We start from the raw sequence: 17,291 nt of genomic DNA, 5'->3' as shown, positions 1-17,291 counted from the left end.
TTGGCTGCGTTAGCCGCGCTGGCCGCGCTGGCCGAATTCATGAGCGGCTTCATTTCAAACCTCCGAGCGAGCCGCTGAGCGCGTTGGAGAGCGGCGCCAGCGCGCCCGTCACCGACGAGGTGATCGTGCCGCCGATGCCTGGCCCCGGCATGCCGATGCCGCCGGCGTTCAGCGCGACGTTGCTGCCGGTGGCCTTGCCGCTGAGAATCTGCGTGACCGCCTGCATGCCGGTGCCGCCGAGCACGCCGCCTTCGGCGACGCCGCTCGACCCATGCGCATTCGTCAGATCGGTGTCGCCGACCAGCTGGGCGATCGCCGGATTGAAGGAATTGGCCGGGAAAGTGGTGGCATTCACCGCGACCGGGTCCTGGCTTTTCGGCACGGGGATGAAAGCGTCGCGCGGCGTGATCGTGCGTTCGACGACGATGTCGCCGGGATTGGTGCTTTGTTGCGCGTGGGCATCGACGGCGAAGACGGCGGTCAGCGTGAACGCCGAGACGGCGGAGACGGCGGAGAGCAGGGCGGCGGTGCGCCGGACTTGCGTCGCCGGCGACGTCGCCGGCGAGCTGAGCGCGCGCGTCGTCCGGATGGAGTGAGTCATGTCGGTCCCCTGCGTTGTCGTTGTGAGCGGGTGGTGAGTTCGGTACGCCACTGCCGCTGTCTTCGTTCCGTTTGCTTCGGTTTGCTTCGTAATCCTGTGCGGCTACTTTCTCTGGTAGCTGGCCACGTTGCCTTGCGCGGAGCGCGCGGCATCGACCGGTACCGGCAGCGGTGCGGTGGGCGGTGCGATTTCGTCCCACAGCGTCACGCCGTTGCCGCCGCCATTGCCGCGCATCAGTTGCGGCGTCGCGGCCACCATCAACATGCCGACCGCGCCGCCGCGTTGACGCGACAGGATCTGGTCGTCGAGCGAAAAATCGTTCACGGATGCACCATCGGCCGGAATCCGCAGTGCGTTGCCCGCGAGTTGCCGGAACGCGCCGGCGATGACGGCGGTGGCGTCCTGAGCGTTCGTGGCGTTGGTGGCGTTGGTGGCGTCGGTGGTATTTGCGGTGTTCGCGTTGTTCGTGGTGTCGGCGGTGTCCGGCGTCGCGAGTGTCGCTTCCGTGAGCGTGGCGGATTGCGCCTGGGTCGTCTGCGGGGCGGCTTGCTGAGCGTCGGCTGCGGCGGGCAGCACGAACAGAGCGACGGCGGCGCACAGTGCGGTGCTGGCTGCGAGGCTGCTCAGTTCGATGCGGAAAGCGAGTCGCATGATGTGTCTCCTTGGTGCGAGACATTTAGCGAAACGTGTGCCATCGGTCGCAATCCGTTGATGGCTCGGGATGCGACCCGCATACCCCGGCAAGAGCCATGACAAATCGGACAAAAACGTTTCAGCGCTGAAACGGCAAGCAGAAAATACCTATAATTTGTTAAAGGCGGCGGTACGAAGTACCTTCGGGTCTACGCTAGGAAAAGCGCTTCCACTGGCTTTTTATTTGTCGGCTCAAAGCACGTCGATCGCCTTGTAAGCCTTGCTGGGCATGGAATCTGCGATTAAATTCGCATAATTGTTTTCCAGGTGGCGCGCGTATAGTAAGCTCTCGAAAAAGAGCTTCAGATTTAAAAAAGCCCGCTTACGGGCCGTCTCAAACACACACGCCGCTTTCTTGGGGATCAGCTGTCCGTACGGAATGGAATGGCCGTTCGGTGTTTGCTTTTGCGCGAATCCCGAACGAGTCAGCGTGTCTGAATCAGGATTCAGGTACGTGCGTCATCCTTAACGTTCGTTGACGAGAGGATCTGAATAATGGAACCCGCAACGCGGCAACTGATTTACGTGTCACGCGACCCGAGCGCGGAGCTGAACACACGCTTTCATCAGCGCGGCTGGCACGTGGAAGTGGTGGGATCGGCGCGCGACGTGCGCCGGGCGGTTCGCGCCGGGACGGCGGCGGGCGGCCTGCTCGATCTCTCCAGCGACTTCCAGCCGCATGAAATCGCCGCTTTCGAATCCTGCCTGACCATGCCGAATGTCGGCTGGGTCGCCGCCACCACGCCGGGCCAGTTGCAGGACGCCGCCTTGCGCCGTCTCGTGCGCGACTACTGTTTCGATTATGTGACCGTGCCGTATTCGGGCGACCGTATCGTCGATTCGGTCGGCCACGCGTACGGCATGATTTCGCTCGGCGAAACCGCGTCCAACGATGGGTCGCAAGGCGCCGAAGGCGAAATGGTCGGCTCGTGCGACGCGATGCTCGCGCTGTTCCGCTCGATCCGCAAAGTCGCGATGACCGACGCGCCGGTATTCATCTCCGGCGAGTCGGGTACCGGCAAGGAACTGACGGCGGTCGCGATTCACGAACGCTCGGCGCGGCGCAATGCGCCGTTCGTGCCGATCAACTGCGGCGCGATCCCGCCGCATCTATTGCAATCCGAACTATTCGGCTACGAGCGCGGCGCGTTCACCGGCGCCAATCAACGCAAGATCGGCCGGGTCGAAGCGGCGAACGGCGGCACGCTGTTTCTCGACGAGATCGGCGATCTGCCGCTCGAAAGCCAGGCGAGCCTGCTGCGCTTTCTGCAGGAGCGCAAGGTGGAACGGCTCGGCGGCCACGGCGCGATCGATGTCGATGTGCGCATCATCTCGGCGACGCACGTGGACATGACGGCGGCGATGATCGAAGGGCGCTTCCGCTCCGATCTTTATCATCGTCTGTGCGTGCTGCAGATCGACGAGCCGCCGCTGCGCGCGCGCGGCAAGGACATCGAGCTGCTTGCGCGGCACATGCTGGAGCGTTTCAAGAAAGATGCGAGCCGCCGTTTGCGCGGCTTCGCGCCGGACGCGATCGCGGCGCTGCATAACTACGGCTGGCCGGGCAACGTGCGCGAGCTGATCAATCGGGTGCGGCGCGCGATCGTGATGTCGGAAGGGCGCGCGATCACGGCGCGCGATCTGGAGCTGGCCGAGTATGTCGAGATCGTGCCGGTGTCGCTTGCGCAGGCGCGCGAGGCGGCCGAACGGCAGGCGATCGAGCTGGCGCTGCTGCGCCATCGCGGACGTCTCGGCGATGCGGCGCAGGAGCTCGGCATTTCGCGGGTCACGCTGTATCGCCTGTTGTGTTCGCATGGCATGCGGCACATGGAAGGCGAGCCACTCGCCACGCCACATGGGGACTTGCCGGCGTCGGTGCCGCATCTGTAAATACCAGCAGCGGGGAGGCGTCCGGACGTGCTCCGGCCGCCCTTGCTAAAATCCGGGTTTCGTTCTCAATCTCCGTGGCGCGCGAGGCGCGTTGCGCGGCGCGCGTCGTCGAAGGAACCCGCATGAAACAATATCTGGACCTCGTCCGCACGATTCTCGACACTGGCACGTGGCAGGAGAACCGCACCGGCATCCGCACCATCAGCATGCCGGGCGCGATGTTGCGCTTCGACCTCCAGCAAGGCTTTCCCGCCGTCACCACGAAGAAGCTCGCGTTCAAATCCGCGATCGGCGAGCTGGTCGGCTTTCTGCGCGCGTCGCGCAGCGCCGCCGATTTCCGCGCGCTCGGCTGCAAGGTGTGGGACGCGAACGCGAACCAGAATGCGCAGTGGCTGGCCAATCCGTACCGCACGGGTGTCGACGATCTCGGCGATGTGTACGGTGTGCAGTGGCGCGAGTGGCCAGCCTACAAGGTGCTCGACGCGGGCGCGAGCGCGCAGCTCGCCGACGCGGCCTCGCGTGGCTTCCAGGTAGTGACGGAGTTCGAGGAGAACGGCGCGCCGAAGGTGCTGCTTTACAAGGCGATCGACCAGTTGCGTCAATGCCTCGACACGATCATGCAGAACCCCGGCGACCGGCGGATTCTGTTTCATGCGTGGAACCCCGCGGTGCTGGATCAGATCGCGTTGCCGGCCTGTCACCTGCTTTACCAATTCCTGCCGAATGCCGCGCGGCGCGAGATTTCGCTGTGTCTGTACATCCGCAGCAACGACATCGGGCTCGGCACGCCGTTCAATCTGACCGAGGGCGCGGCGCTGCTGCATCTGGTCGGACGGTTGACGGGTTATACGCCGCGCTGGTTCACGTACTTTATCGGCGACGCGCATATCTACGAAAACCAGCTCGATATGCTGCAGCAGCAGTTGACGCGCGAGCCGTACGAAAGCCCGGCGTTCGCGATTTCGGACCGGGTGCCGGAATATGCGAAGACCGGCGTGTATGAGCCGGAGTGGCTGGAGAAGATCGAACCGGCGGATTTCTCGCTGGTGGGGTATCGGCATCATGAGCCGTTGACGGCGTCGATGGCGGTTTGAGCGAGGGCTAGCGGTACCGGGCGCGAGCGTATGAGTTGTCCCGCGTCTCCGACACAGTGCATGGTTTTCGAATCCCCCGGGGCGTCTTGTCGCCGGGGGATTTTGTTTTTTATGACGTATGTAGAGGGCGGCAAATTATTGCGATAACAATGCAATAAAGTATTGCGATGGCAAAGCATAAAATTATTGCTATGATAAGTCATCAAACTATTGCGATAGCGCGCCACCTATCCATTGCTCATGGCGACAACCAACGAAAAGCTCGCGTCCTCGCTCTCGGTCCTGAAGCAGATACAGGACCGTGGCATCAACGTTTTCCAGGCGAGCGCATTGCCTGATCTCACCCGGGTCCATCGGGAAAGGCTCGTTCGAGCGAATTTTCTTAAGGCGGTTATTCCCGGATGGTATCTGGCAAGCAACCCCGCGGACGATGCCGGCGACTCGACACTTTGGTACGCGAGTATGGAGACGTTCATCGCGGCTTATGCCAACGCCCGTTTTGGCAGCGAGTGGGAGGTCAGTCCGGAGCTTTCTCTGCTGCGTCACAGCGGCCATGCCAGTGTTGGCAAGCAGATCGTGCTGCACGCGACGAAGGCAAACAACCAGCTTTTGCAGCTTCCACATGACTGCTCGGTTTTTCTCTATCAGGTAAAGCGTCCGGCTCTGGCCGCTCGCCGGACCCCGAGCCCAAGTGGCCTGCTCCTCGTGCCCGTCGCCGAAGCGTTAGTTCGAGTGGGACCGTCATTTTTTGAGAAGCATCCGCTTGCGGCGCAGATCGTTATGCGTCAGGTCGACGTGACAGATCTCATTTCCGCGTTACTGGCGGGTGGTCATAGCGTGATCGGCGGCAGAATGGCCGGTGCTTTACGCGCCGTGGGCCGCGAAGACGACGCCAGCCAGCTTGTTGCTACCTTGAGCGCAGCAGACTATGTCGTCTCCGAAGCTAACCCCTTCGAACAACCTCTCGCGCCTATTTCCGGAAGGCGTAACGAATCGCCCTATGTGCAACGGATCCAGGCGATGTGGGTGTCGATGCGTAGCGCCGTGATCGACCGGTTTGCGGACATACCGATACAAGTGCCAGTCGACGTTGACGCGTTGATCGACGACATTTCTGCACGCTACGTCGCCGACGCGTATCACTCGCTTTCCATCGAGGGCTATCGGGTGAACGCAGCGCTTATCGAAAATGTGCGTAACGGTAACTGGAACCCGCTAACCAATTGAGGACAAGGAAACCCAGGAGGCCATGGCAGCCAAAGGGTATTCGGAAACTCACCAACGTGTCCGCGATTTGATCCGGCGCGTGGCGACGCGTTCGGAAAGCCCCGCTGATGCGCTTAAGCAAGACTTCTTTCAGTGGTATGTGACGTTGTTCTCGCCAAGCGTTGCAGCCGGTATTCTCAAGCCAGCGGATCTTGCCGGTTATCGTAGCAATCAGGTGTTCATTAGAAATGCCTTGCATGTACCGCTCGCGCCCGAGGCAGTGAGAGATTGCATGCCCGCGTTGTTCGAGTTGCTCATCGCCGAAGAAAATCCGGCGGTGCGGGCAGTACTCGGCCATTTCATCTTCGTTTTCATCCATCCGTATATGGACGGAAACGGACGGCTTAGCCGTTTCCTGATGAACTTCATGCTTGCGACTGGCGGGTATCCGTGGACGATTGTGACGGTTCAATCGCGCGGTCTCTATCTTGCCGCGCTCGAGCAGGCGAGTACGTACGGGAATATCGTCCCTTTTGCGGATCTGATCGGCGGACTTGTGCAATCTCAGGCGGCACAGCCTCTCGAACGTATTACACAGCGTCCGGAGTCGGGCGAATGGACTGCACCACCAGCCAATCTGGCGGCATGACGCGAGCCTGCAACGTTAGCTGCGGCAGCGTTTCTCGGTCGAACGTTCGGCGTATGAAAAAAATCCCGCTGCATTAAAAAGACAGCGGGATTTTTTCGATCGATAAATCGATCGCTGCTTTTCCCGACGGTGCGTGTGCGGAAACTGAATCCAGCGTCCGCACACGCACCGTCGGGAAGGGTTGACGCGTTCAACCGCGCTTACCCCTTGTGGCGCTCCTCATGATTGCCACCGCCCGAATGCTGTTCCGCGTGCTGCTGTTGCGGATGCGGCTCGGGGCGCTGGGCCTGCTGCGGATGCGGTTCCGGTCGGGGTTGCGCGGCCTGCGGGCGCGGTTCCGGACGCGGTTGCTGCACCTGCTGCGGACGCGGTTCCGGGCGAGGCTCCTGACGCGGCTGCTGCATCGGTTGCGGGCGCGGCTCCGGCCGGGCTTCGGGCCGCGGCTGTTGCGCCTGCTGCGGATGAACCTCCTCGCGCGGTTGCTGAGCCTGCTGCATCGGCTGCGGACGCGGTTCCTGCGGACGCTGTGCTTCGCGCGGCGCTTCCGGTTGCCGCTCGGCCTGTTGCGGGCGCGGCATCGCTTGCGCCTGCGGCTGTCCCTGCGGCCGGCCTTCCATCTGGCCAGGCTGACCCGCTTGACCCGCTTGATGCATCGGCTCCTGCTGACCGCGTTGCTGCGCCATCGGCGTGTGCGGCTGTGTCCACGCCGGTTCGTGACGCTCGTTCGCGGCGGCCTGCTGACCGGCCTGCATCGGTGCACCATGCTGCTGCGCATTGGCCTGCGGATTGCCGAAGCTCGCCTGCGGCGGACGCGGCACGCCGTTCATCGGATGCCCAGCCTCGTTAGGCTGCTGACGTGCGTTGGCCATCGCCGGCGGGGTACCCGGCCGCGCCTGCGGCTCGCCGGCACGCGGCGGCTGACCGGGCGCGCCAGGCACTGCACCCGGGCGTTGTGCCGTCTGCGGCATCCCGTTGGGCAGGTGAGCCCCACCCGGCGCACCCGCACCCGGCGCGCCCGGCGCCGCGCCCGGCGTGCGACCCGCCAGATGCGACTGCACGACGCGCACGTTCTGCACCGGCAACGCGCCCGGCCCACCCGCCATATGCGCGGGCACCGAGGTCCGCACGATCGGTTGCCCCGCACCCGCCACCCGGCCGCCATTCTGCGCGAAATTCTGCGCGAGGCTGTCGTGATACGCGGCCGGCATCGCCGGATTACGCGTCGCCACCACCGGACGGGCGGCGACCGCGGCCGGCGGCCGGTAATTCGCGTTGCGCAGACCCGGACCGAAGCTTTCCTTGACCGGCGCGATGCCCACGCCGCCCGGGTTGATCCGCGCATTGCGCCATTGCTGCGGATCGACCTTCTGCGCGAAGCGCGCGACCGGCTGACCGTGCACGAAGGCGGTCGCCGGCACGGCGGTCACCGCGCCCGGCGCGCGGTAGTTGATGTACGTGTTGTGAATGTTGGTCACATTCACATTCGTCACGTTGATGTTGCGGTTGTAGTTGTTGACCACCGTCGTCTGGTTGACGCGGTTGTAGTAGCCGGGGCTCCAGTGATCGTGGCCGCCCCATTGCGGATGCCACGCTTCTCCCGGGCCAAGCGGGAACCACGCGACACCGGCCGCGACCGCACCGCCGATCGCCAGGCTCACGCCCCAATTGATCCCGCCACCACCGCCGCCCCCGACGAACGCGACCAATGCCGGCGCATACACGGGCGGCGGCGCGCTGACCACGAGCGGGCCCGGCACCCACGCCCAGCTGTCGTCGACCTGGGCCCAGCGGCCGTAGTGGTACGGCGCGAAGCCCCACGGCGCATCGTCGACCCAGGTCCAGCCCCACGGTGCCTGCCAGACCCAATGACCTTCGTGATACGGCGCCCAGCCCACCGGCGTGGCGCGCGGTACCCACACCTCGCCGTACTGCGGGCTGCTGCGCCACGTGCCGTTCGCGTCGAGATCCTGATAACCGGGGATGTCGCGCGACACATAGCGCGCCGACACCGAGCGGTCTTCCGCGGCATCGCGCGCGGCGGCCCACTGGTCGAAGCCGTCGAGGCCCGGCACGCCGTTGTCGGCGAGTTGCTGCAGATTCGTGCCGCCGAAGCGGATCTGCTGGCCGGCCGCGACCTGCACCTGACCGCTGTCGCCGTACACCGTCACGTTGCCGCTGCGCACGGTGACGAGCGTGCTGCTGCCGTCCGGCGCGACATCCACGCGATAGTCGCCGGGGCCATTCAGTCCGAGCGCCGCGTTCGGCGTGTCGATCTCATACGACGAGCCCGGCGCGAGTTCGCGCACCCGCATCGACAACGTGCCTTGCGCGACCTTCAGCTGCGCGCTGTTGTCGTCGAGGTTGAGGATGTCGAGGCTGGTCGATTGATCGAGGCGTACCGCGGTCGAGCCGATGTGCAATTCGGAGCGCGAGTTCTGGTCGTTCCACAACTGGTCGCCGGTGGTGAGCGGGCGGTTGACCTGCGCGTACGACCAGTCGGTCGCGCCGGCCGGCTCGGTGGTGACGGTGCCGGCCATGTAGTTCAGACGCGCGACGCGTCCTGGCGGATCGGTGTTCTGGCTGGCGGCGACCTGCGGCGCCGGCTGCTGCATTTCCTGCGCGATGCCCGCCTGCGCGGCGAACAGGAACGCGGCGGCCGCGATGAGGGTATAGCCCGTGCTGCGGCGTTTCGAGTTTTGATGTGTGGTCAGTGTTCTCATGTTTTATCTCCGGCGGACGCGGCATTTTGCTTCATCCGGAGCCCACTTTACCTGCCTGCCATGTTTCAAGAGCCCCACTTTTGTAAGGCCCTCTCCACAGCGTGTAACAAAAGGTCTCGATAAGGCGATTCGTAAGCTGATTGGGGATTTTTTGTAATCGGATCAGGCGGTTACGGGCGGACAAGGGGGTGGGGAGACCGCTTGGGAGACGGTGGCCGGGTGAGACATCAGCCGCGCTATGTCACGTGTTCAGGAGAGCAGGACAAGACGCGCGATCCGGGCGGCTCGCGCGTCGTTCGACGTGATCGCGATTCGTCTTCGTCACTCCGCCAGAAACGCGTCGAACTGCCGTTGCCCGGACGGCGTGACGCGCAGAATACGCGGCCGCTCGGTCCGCTCGACCCAGCCGTGCGCGCACCACGAATCGAGCAGTGCCGCGCCGAGCGCGCCGCCCAGGTGCGGCCGCCGTTCGCTCCAGTCGGGGCAGGTGCAGGCAAAGCGGCGTTTGCGGCTCTTCTGCGCGGACGTGTCGATGCCCCATTCAGCAAAGCGCGCGGTCCCGCTGCCGGTCGCTTCCAGCGACGTGCCATCCACGGTCAGCAGACCCCGCTGAACGAGCCGCTCGAGCACGCGCACCGACAATTCGCCCGCCATGTGGTCGTAGCAGGTGCGCGCGTAGCGCATCTCGAGCGGCACAGTGCGCACCGGACGCGGCACCGCGAGTTGCGGCGCGCTGACCTGCGCGACGTTGGCGAGCGCTTCGATGGAGGCGGCGATATCCGGCGACGCGATCCGGAAATAGCGATGCCGGCCGCGCACTTCGAGCGCGAGCAAACCGCCGTCGGTGAGGCGCGCAAGATGCGCGCTGGCCGCCGAAGGCGAGAGGCCGGCGATCATCGTCAGTTCGCCGGCGGGGCGGGCGCTGCCGTCCATCAGCGCCCACAGCATCGCGGCGCGGCCGGGGTCGGCGAGCAGCGCGCCGATCCGGCTGAGGCCGGGGAAATGGTTCTGTTCGTCGTTGAGTCGGGCTGTCATCGGGATCTCCTGTCGGCTCGGGGCGTCAGCGGTTCACGCCGGCTCGTCGGCCGTGCGATGGGTTTCACGGCCGGCATGCAGGGGCGGCATGGCGCGGCATGCGAACCACTTTACGCACTCATCGCATTCGATGTTTCAGCTTAGCGTGAAATGTACCGTGCGGCCGCTACGGAATCCCGGCGGATAAGACGGCGCAGGCTTCGCCCTTGGGTTTGGTCTCAGGTTCGACGCGGGATGCGTCCATGATCGCCGGCGCATCCTCCGAGCGTTGCGGAGCGCGTCAGACCCGCCAGGCTAGAATCGAAGCTCGTCCTTGCAGGAACACGCAGTCATGAAAATTCTTCTCGCCGTGCTGACCGCGGCACTGCTGCTCGGCGCGTGCGCGCAGGGCGGCGCCGATTCGTCGGGCGCGGGTACGGGCAGCATCACGATGTACGGCACGATCGACGAAGGCGTCACCGTGCGGAAATAAGCGCCGAAAACGATTAAAAGTCCATCCGGACGCGCCGGTAAGCGCCCCAAAAGCGCACTCAACCCGCGCCGCAGTCAATATTGCGCTCGTATAATCGCCTCCTTTCAATGCGTCCGATTGACCGGAGTCAAGATGAGCACCCTTCCCGCAGCGCCGTTGGACCGATCCGAAACCACCTTCCGTTTCCTCGCCGAACCGACTTCGGTCAACTTCGGCGGCAAGGTGCACGGCGGCGCGTTGATGAAGTGGATCGACGAAACCGCGTACGCGTGTTCGGCGGTCTGGTCGGGTCGCTATTGCGTGACGGTCAGCGTCGGCAACATCCGTTTTCGCCGGCCGATTCTGGTGGGCAACCTCGTCGAACTGCGCGCGCGCGTCGTGGCGACGGGCCGCACCAGCATGCACATCCACGTGTCGGTGCAGGCTGGGGATCCGAAAGGCGGCGAATTGCTGCAAACCACGGACTGTCTGGTGGTGATGGTCGCCGTCAACGAGAACGGGCATCCGGTGCCGGTGCCGGCCTTCGTGCCGGAGACGGAGGAGCAGAAGCGCCTCGCCAGATACGCGATGGACGTGAAGGCCGCGCTCGACGCGATCGTCGAACTGAAGCCGGAAGAGGTGGCGCAGGGGAAGGTGTGAACGGGGCGTGATGCGCTGGCGTTGAGATTGCGTTGCGTCCACGTCGAATTCGCTTTGAATTCATGTCGAATCCGCTCTGAGGCGTCGACGCAACGAGTCAGAAAAAAAGCCGGTCGTTCGACCGGCTTTTTCGTTTTCGGCCCGCGTTTTCAGCTGGCCGTGTGCCCGACCATGTCCTTCGGCTGCACCCACTCGTCGAACTGCTGTTCGGTCACGTAACCGAGCGCGAGCGCCGACGCCTTCAGCGTCGTGCCCTCCTTGTGCGCCTTCTTCGCGATCTGCGCGGCCTTGTCGTAGCCGATGTGCGGATTGAGCGCCGTCACCAGCATCAGCGATTCGTTCAGCAACGTGTCGATGCGCTCGTGATTCGGCTCGATGCCGACCGCGCAGTTGTCGTTGAAGCTCAGCGCGCCGTCGGCGAGCAGACGCACCGATTGCAGCACGTTGTGCGCGATCATCGGCCGGAACACGTTCAGCTCGAAGTTGCCGCTCGCGCCGCCGATGTTCACCGCGACGTCGTTGCCGAACACCTGTGCGCACAGCATGGTGAGCGCTTCGGACTGGGTCGGATTGACCTTGCCCGGCATGATCGAACTGCCCGGTTCGTTCTCCGGAATCGACAGCTCGCCCAGCCCGCAGCGCGGACCGCTTGCCAGCCAGCGGATGTCGTTGGCGATCTTGTTCAGGCTCGCGGCGACCGTCTTCAGGGCGCCGTGCGCGAACACCAGCGCGTCGGCGGCGGCCATCACCTCGAACTTGTTCGGCGCCGACACGAACGGCAGGCCGGTCTGTCTGCCGATCGCCGCCGCGACCTTGTCCGCGAACTCGGGATGCGCGTTCAGGCCCGTGCCGACCGCGGTGCCGCCCTGGGCGAGTTCGTACAGATGCGGCAGCGCCGTTTCCACGTGACGGATGCCGTGTTCGAGCTGCGCGACGTAACCCGAAAACTCCTGGCCGAGCGTGAGCGGCGTGGCGTCCTGCAGGTGCGTGCGGCCGATCTTCACGATCCCGGCGAACGCCTTCGCCTTGCCGTCGAGCGTGTCGCGCAGCGTCTTCAGCGCCGGCAGCAGGTGCTTGACGATCGCGTCGGCGGCGGCCACGTGCATCGCCGTCGGGAACACGTCGTTCGACGACTGGCCACGATTCACGTCGTCGTTCGGATGCACCTTGCGGGCTTCGCCGCGCTCGCCGCCGAGCAGTTCGCTCGCCCGGTTCGCGATCACCTCGTTCAGGTTCATGTTGGTCTGCGTGCCCGAGCCGGTCTGCCAGACGGCCAGCGGAAATTCGCCCGGATGCTTGCCGGCGATGATCTCGTCGGCGGCCTCGACGATCGCCTTCGCCTTGTTCGCGTCGAGCACGCCGAGCCCCTGGTTGACCTCGGCGGCGGCGCGCTTGATGACGGCCAGCGCATTGATCAGCTCGGGCGACTGCTTCTCGGTCGAAATACGGAAATTCTGCAGCGAGCGCTGGGTTTGCGCGCCCCAGAGACGCGCGTTCGGCACGGCGATTTCGCCGAACGTGTCACGCTCCATTCGTACGTCTTCGGTCATCATCCACTCCGCTTTTCAAAGTTCTGCGTTGACAGGCAATAGGGAGAATAGACCCGTGAGCGCGTTGCGATACAGCCCCGCTTGCGGGTCGAAAATGTAGGTGCGGCGCTGGCCGTTTTCGACGTCGGTCCACACCAGCGGCGACAGCGGCGCGCCGATCGACCGCAGGTAGGCGAGTTGCGCGCTGTCGGCGAGCGTCACGCGATAACTCGCGTCCGGCGAGGTCGCGCGCGCGAAAATCTGCGCAACCTGGTCGGCGAGCGCCGGGCTGTGGATCACCAGCGCGAGTTCGGTGTTCAGGTTGGCCGAGCGCGGGTCCAGATTCATCGAGCCGATCACCAGAATCTTGTGATCGATCACGTAGGTTTTCGCGTGCAGGCTGGCACGCGAACGCGAACCGGCGATGCCCGCGCGCGGCGTGTTCTGCTGCGGCTTGAACTCGTACAGCTCGACGCCTTGCTTCAGCAGCGGCACGCGGAACGGGCTGTAGCCGGCCTGCACGGCGACTGCGTCGGTGGCGGCGAGCGAGTTGGTCAGCACGGCGATGCGGACGCCGCGATGCGTGAGTTCGCCGGCCGCCTTCACGCCGGATTCGTGCGGCACGAAGTACGGCGAAATGATCAGGAAGTCCTGGCGCGCGTCGCGCATCAGATCGGCGAGGCGCTGCATCGGCGGACTCACATAATCCGGCGACGGGCGCGCGATCTTCTCCGGCAGGTCCGCCTTGAACTCGGCCGGCGCCCACGTCAAGCCGAGCTGATCGCCGCTGATCTGCGCGGCGAGCGGCGTCGCGTTCAGCGGTTTCGCGTTGTACGGGTCGGCGTTTTCGCGCCAGTGCTTGCGCAGGTCGTCGCGCGTCTGGTCGAGCACTTTCGGGTCGAACTTCTGCTTGTTCAGCACGCGCAGCGGATACGCGATGCTGCTGTTCCAGTAGTCGTCGAAACTCGCGGAGACGTCGGCGGTGATCGGGCCCGCGGCGAGCACGTCGAGGTCGCGGAATTGCAGCGTTTCGCTCGCGCTGAAGTATTCGTCGCCGAGATTGCGGCCGCCGACGATCGCCAGCTGGTTGTCCGCGATCATCGCCTTGTTGTGCATGCGGCGCGTGAAGTGGCCGATCTGCGTGAACAGGTTGGTGGTGCGTTCGAACACGCCGCCCTGCGCGCTGCCGAACGGATTGAACACGCGGATTTCGATGTTGTCGTGCGAGTTCAGGCCCGCCATGATCTGATCGATGTCCTTGAAGTTCAGGTCGTCGACCAGCATCCGCACGCGCACGCCGTGATCGGCCGCGTAGAGCGCGGCGCCGAGCAGCAGCTTGCCGGTGGTGTCCTCGTTGGCGATGTAGTACTGCATGTCGAGCGTGCGGGTCGCCGCGCGCGCGAGGGCGATGCGCATCTGCAACGCGTCGGTGCCGCTCGACAGCACACGGAAGCCGGACTCGTCAGGATGCGCGGCTTCGAGCGGCGCGAGCGCGGTGCGCAGCGGCGTGGTCTCGGTGGGAGAGAGTGCGTGGGTGACCTGACGGTCGAAGGCGGTGGCGGGCGGCCGGGTCGCGCAGGCGGTCAGGCATGCCGTTGCGAAGCACAGCAGGAAAAATTGCCGGGTGGTGTGGCGCACCGCGTTAAATGCTGGCTGCCGATGCAGTGCAGCCCGACTCTCATTGTGATTTTGCTGTCGATGCCACGGCACGCTCGCTTCTCCCTGGTTGGCGGACTTCTCATGGCGGCAGCGTGCGAAAACGGGCCGACGCTGTCGAGAAAAGCATTCTAAGGGGAATTACGGCGGCGGGTTTCGTTCGCCGGCCGGCGAGGCGGGTGCGCGGGGCGGGCGTCATTCCCGCTCCGCGCTTTTTCATCAACCGCGTTCGGCGTTCAACGCGCGTTCACCATCCGGATGCGTCGAGCCCTTCGCCGGACGTCCCGCCCAATAGCCCGCCAGCAGCGAGCCCGACAGGTTGTGCCACACCGAGAACAGCGCGCCGGGCAACGCGGCGATCGGCGTGAAATACAGCTTGCCCAAGGTCGCCGCGAGGCCGGAGTTCTGCATGCCGACCTCGATCGCGAGCGTGCGGCAGACGGCTTCGTCGAAACCGAGCAGACGGCCGCCCCAATAGCCGCCGAGCAGGCCGATGCCGTTATGCAGCACCACACCGACCATCACCACGAGACCGACCGACGCGATGCTCTTCTGCGTGCCGCCCACCACCGCGCCGATGATCAGCAGGATCGCGACCATCGAGATCAGCGGCAGCACCGGTTCGACCTTGCGCACCGCCTTGCCGAACAGATGGTTGACGACGAGGCCGACCACGATCGGCAAGGCGACGATCTGCAGGATGCTCATCAGCATGCCGTGCACGTCGACGACGATCGACGCGTCCACGTACAGACGCGTGAGCAGGGGCGTCGCGAACACGCCGACCAGCGTCGACAGCGCGCTGATGGTCACCGACAACGCGACATCGCCGCGCGCCAGATAGATCATCACGTTCGACGCCGTGCCGCTCGCGACGCTGCCCACCAGCACCATGCCGGCGGTGAGATCGGGCGGCATGCGCAGCGCGCGGGCGATGACCCACGCGGCGAGCGGCATCACGAGATAGTGGAGCACGATGCCGGCGATCACCGGCGCGGGACGCGTGAAGACGCGCTGGAAATCGGCGACGGACAGCGTGACGCCCATCGCCAGCATGATGATGGTGAGCAGCGTGGTGACGTGTGGCGCGATGCCGGCGAACGACGCGGGCGAGGTGTAGGCGGCGATCGAGACGAGCACGGCCCAGAGCGGAAACAGACGGGTGACGCGGGCGAGCATGACGGGTGGTCCTTGATTCTTTTTTATCGCTTTGCCGCGATGGATTCATCGCGCGAAGTGAGGTCGGTCGGATGACGGGGCGTTGGCGTTGGCGTGAGTGGGCGCGGCGGCGGCCGAGCGCGCATTTTAGCTGGCGCGGTGCGGTTGCCGTGCGCTTGCTGTGTGGTTGTCGTGCGGTTGCCGTGTGCGGACGGTTGCGCGTGCAACCAGATGGCGTTCTGTTCGTTAATGCCGGCGTGGTCCCGCTTACACCGATGCACTGCTGTCCGGACCGGCAAGCCGCCGCTTTCACCGATCCGTCCGCTTCACTCAAGTAGACGCGTTCGGCGGCGTGCCGGCCGTCTGCGCCGCATCCGGCACACGCCGCAGACTCAGCCTGTGAAAGCGCAGCGTCATCAGCAACGCGACGCTCGCGAGCCCCGCGGCCAGTCCCCACCACAAACCGCGCGCGCCCAGCCCGAAGTGAAACGCGAGCGTGTACCCGGTCGGAAAGCCGATCACCCAGTAACCGAACGCGGCGGCGATCATCGGTACGCGCGTGTCCTTCAGGCCGCGCAGACAGCCGGAGCCCACCGTCTGCATGCCGTCGACGATCTGGAAAATCGCCGCCACGCCGAGCAGCGAACTCGCCAGCTGGATGGTGGCGGCGTTGGCCGGATCGTCGAGATGCAGATACAGGCCGACAATCCAGTGCGGCGCCGCGATCAGCACGATGCCCGACAGCGTCATGAAGCCGACGCCCAGCGCCAGCGCGACGAAACCCGCGTGACGCGCGGCGAGCGGCTGTCCGGCGCCGGACCAGAAGCCGACGCGCACGTTCGCCGCCTGGCCGATCGCGAGCGGCACCATGAACGCCGCCGACGCCACGTTCAAGGCGATCTGATGCGCGGCCAGCTGCGACTCGCCGAGCAGGCCGACCATCAGGCCGGTGGCGAGAAACAGCGTGGATTCGACGCCATAAGTGATCGCCACCGGCCAGCCGATGCCGAACAACTCGCCCATCAGCGGCACGTTGGGTCGCGTCGCGACGACGAAATGCCGATAGCGCGGCCGCAGATGCAGCAGCGCCATCAGCAGCAACGCGCTCAGCCAGACCGTGATCGACGTGGCCGCCGCCGAGCCGAGAAAGCCGAGCCGCGGCAAGCCGAACGCGCCGTGAATCAGCCCGTAGTTGAGAAAGCCGTTCACGCCGACGCTGATCAGCGACACCCACAGCAGGCGCCTGGCCGCGCCGATCGCCGGCAGGAACGAGCGCATCAGACCGACGCCGATCAGGCTGCCGAGCGAGCCCCAGCGCAGCACCGACGCGTATTCGCCGACGTTGTGCGCGAGCAGCGCGGGTTCGCCGAAGGCGAGCAGGACCGGCGTGGCGAACGACAGCAATGCGAAGGCCGGCACCGACAGCAGCACCGACAGCACGAAGCCGGTCCAGTAGATATGCGGCACGCGGCCTTCGTCCTGCGCGCCGCGCGCGTGCGACACGCTCACGCTGACCGAGGTCAGCACGCCTTGCAGCAGCGTCACCACGACGAAGAAGAGGTTCGCGCCGAGACCGCCGGCGGCGAGCGCGTCGGGGCCGAGCGAGCCGAGCAGGATCGTGTCGGTGACGGCCATCGCCATTTGCGCGAGCTGCGCGATGGCGAGCGGAGCGGCGAGCCGCGCAGTGTCGGCGGCGTGGCGGGAAAGCGTCGGCGGCCGGGCGGCGGCCCGGGAGAAGCTGGATTGAGTCATGGGAACGCCTGGCGGCGAAAGCGTCTGAACGGGGGGCAGCGACAGACAGCGAAAGACAGCGAAAGACAGCGCCAGCAGGAGCGGCAGCGACCCGGCAAGGCCGGCGCGTGGCACGTCAGCGAAGCGTCGGACAGTCGCGAGCCGATCGTGTCAGCCGTTTGTCATCTGTCGAAACAGACAGCTTATTGCCTGCGCGC

At 65.3% G+C, this 17,291-nt stretch carries 14 protein-coding genes; 6 read left to right on the top strand and 8 right to left on the bottom strand.

Features of this window, described 5'->3' with window-relative positions:
• Nucleotides 1-49 precede the first annotated feature (49 nt).
• Both LFL96_RS14465 and LFL96_RS14460 read right to left on the bottom strand, forming a co-directional pair.
• Nucleotides 50-601: a hypothetical protein gene (locus tag LFL96_RS14465; protein ID WP_280995901.1), complete on the bottom strand. Its 552-nt coding sequence runs from the start codon at nt 599-601 to the stop codon at nt 50-52.
• A 102-nt stretch (nt 602-703) separates the two neighbouring features.
• Entirely contained in the window at nt 704-1,252 is a 549-nt protein-coding gene (locus LFL96_RS14460) for a hypothetical protein (RefSeq protein ID WP_280995900.1), read from the bottom strand.
• Nucleotides 1,253-1,789: 537 nt separating this feature from the next.
• Between LFL96_RS14460 and LFL96_RS14455 the strand changes: the two genes are divergently transcribed.
• The 4 genes from LFL96_RS14455 (at nt 1,790) to LFL96_RS14440 (ending at nt 6,133) form a co-directional block, all read left to right on the top strand.
• Nucleotides 1,790-3,184: a sigma-54 dependent transcriptional regulator gene (locus LFL96_RS14455; protein WP_280995899.1), complete on the top strand. Its 1,395-nt coding sequence runs from the start codon at nt 1,790-1,792 to the stop codon at nt 3,182-3,184.
• Between the two features lie 122 nt (nt 3,185-3,306).
• Nucleotides 3,307-4,278 (top strand): thymidylate synthase, encoded by a 972-nt coding sequence (locus tag LFL96_RS14450; protein WP_280995898.1) that lies wholly within the window; start codon nt 3,307-3,309, stop codon nt 4,276-4,278.
• Nucleotides 4,279-4,518: 240 nt separating this feature from the next.
• The gene (locus LFL96_RS14445) at nt 4,519-5,505 is read left to right on the top strand and encodes a cell filamentation protein Fic (protein ID WP_280995897.1); all 987 of its coding nucleotides are present in this window, start codon (nt 4,519-4,521) and stop codon (nt 5,503-5,505) included.
• 22 nt (nt 5,506-5,527) lie between these two features.
• The gene (locus LFL96_RS14440) at nt 5,528-6,133 is read left to right on the top strand and encodes a Fic family protein (protein ID WP_280995896.1); all 606 of its coding nucleotides are present in this window, start codon (nt 5,528-5,530) and stop codon (nt 6,131-6,133) included.
• 200 nt (nt 6,134-6,333) lie between these two features.
• On the opposite strand, the gene LFL96_RS14435 is transcribed toward LFL96_RS14440, so the two are convergent.
• Together LFL96_RS14435 and LFL96_RS14430 are read right to left on the bottom strand one after the other, a co-directional pair.
• On the bottom strand, nt 6,334-8,853 hold the full coding sequence (locus LFL96_RS14435; RefSeq protein WP_280995895.1) for a DUF6600 domain-containing protein: 2,520 nt from the start codon (nt 8,851-8,853) through the stop codon (nt 6,334-6,336).
• 321 nt (nt 8,854-9,174) lie between these two features.
• Nucleotides 9,175-9,888 (bottom strand): helix-turn-helix transcriptional regulator, encoded by a 714-nt coding sequence (locus LFL96_RS14430; RefSeq protein ID WP_280995894.1) that lies wholly within the window; start codon nt 9,886-9,888, stop codon nt 9,175-9,177.
• Between the two features lie 331 nt (nt 9,889-10,219).
• Here LFL96_RS14430 and LFL96_RS14425 point away from each other — a divergent pair, with 331 nt between their 5' ends.
• Both LFL96_RS14425 and LFL96_RS14420 read left to right on the top strand, forming a co-directional pair.
• The gene (locus LFL96_RS14425; protein ID WP_280995893.1) at nt 10,220-10,360 is read left to right on the top strand and encodes a hypothetical protein; all 141 of its coding nucleotides are present in this window, start codon (nt 10,220-10,222) and stop codon (nt 10,358-10,360) included.
• A gap of 132 nt (nt 10,361-10,492) precedes the next feature.
• Entirely contained in the window at nt 10,493-10,999 is a 507-nt protein-coding gene (locus tag LFL96_RS14420; protein WP_280995892.1) for an acyl-CoA thioesterase, read from the top strand.
• A 149-nt stretch (nt 11,000-11,148) separates the two neighbouring features.
• On the opposite strand, the gene fumC is transcribed toward LFL96_RS14420, so the two are convergent.
• The 4 genes from fumC to LFL96_RS14400 form a co-directional block, all read right to left on the bottom strand.
• Nucleotides 11,149-12,549: a class II fumarate hydratase gene (fumC, locus tag LFL96_RS14415; protein ID WP_280995891.1), complete on the bottom strand. Its 1,401-nt coding sequence runs from the start codon at nt 12,547-12,549 to the stop codon at nt 11,149-11,151.
• Nucleotides 12,550-12,564: 15 nt separating this feature from the next.
• Complete coding sequence (locus LFL96_RS14410; protein WP_280995890.1) at nt 12,565-14,166, bottom strand: phospholipase D family protein; 1,602 nt, start codon at nt 14,164-14,166, stop codon at nt 12,565-12,567.
• A 237-nt stretch (nt 14,167-14,403) separates the two neighbouring features.
• Complete coding sequence (locus tag LFL96_RS14405; RefSeq protein WP_280995889.1) at nt 14,404-15,363, bottom strand: bile acid:sodium symporter family protein; 960 nt, start codon at nt 15,361-15,363, stop codon at nt 14,404-14,406.
• Nucleotides 15,364-15,672: 309 nt separating this feature from the next.
• Nucleotides 15,673-17,094 carry an MATE family efflux transporter gene (locus LFL96_RS14400; RefSeq protein ID WP_280995888.1) on the bottom strand — a complete coding sequence of 474 codons (1,422 nt, stop codon included), beginning with the start codon at nt 17,092-17,094 and terminating at the stop codon, nt 15,673-15,675.
• Nucleotides 17,095-17,291 lie beyond the last annotated feature (197 nt).

The organism is Paraburkholderia sp. D15 (genome assembly GCF_029910215.1).
Taxonomy (GTDB): domain Bacteria; phylum Pseudomonadota; class Gammaproteobacteria; order Burkholderiales; family Burkholderiaceae; genus Paraburkholderia.
Note: the sequence above shows the minus strand (reverse complement) of the source record. Positions and strands in the feature narration are given on the sequence as shown.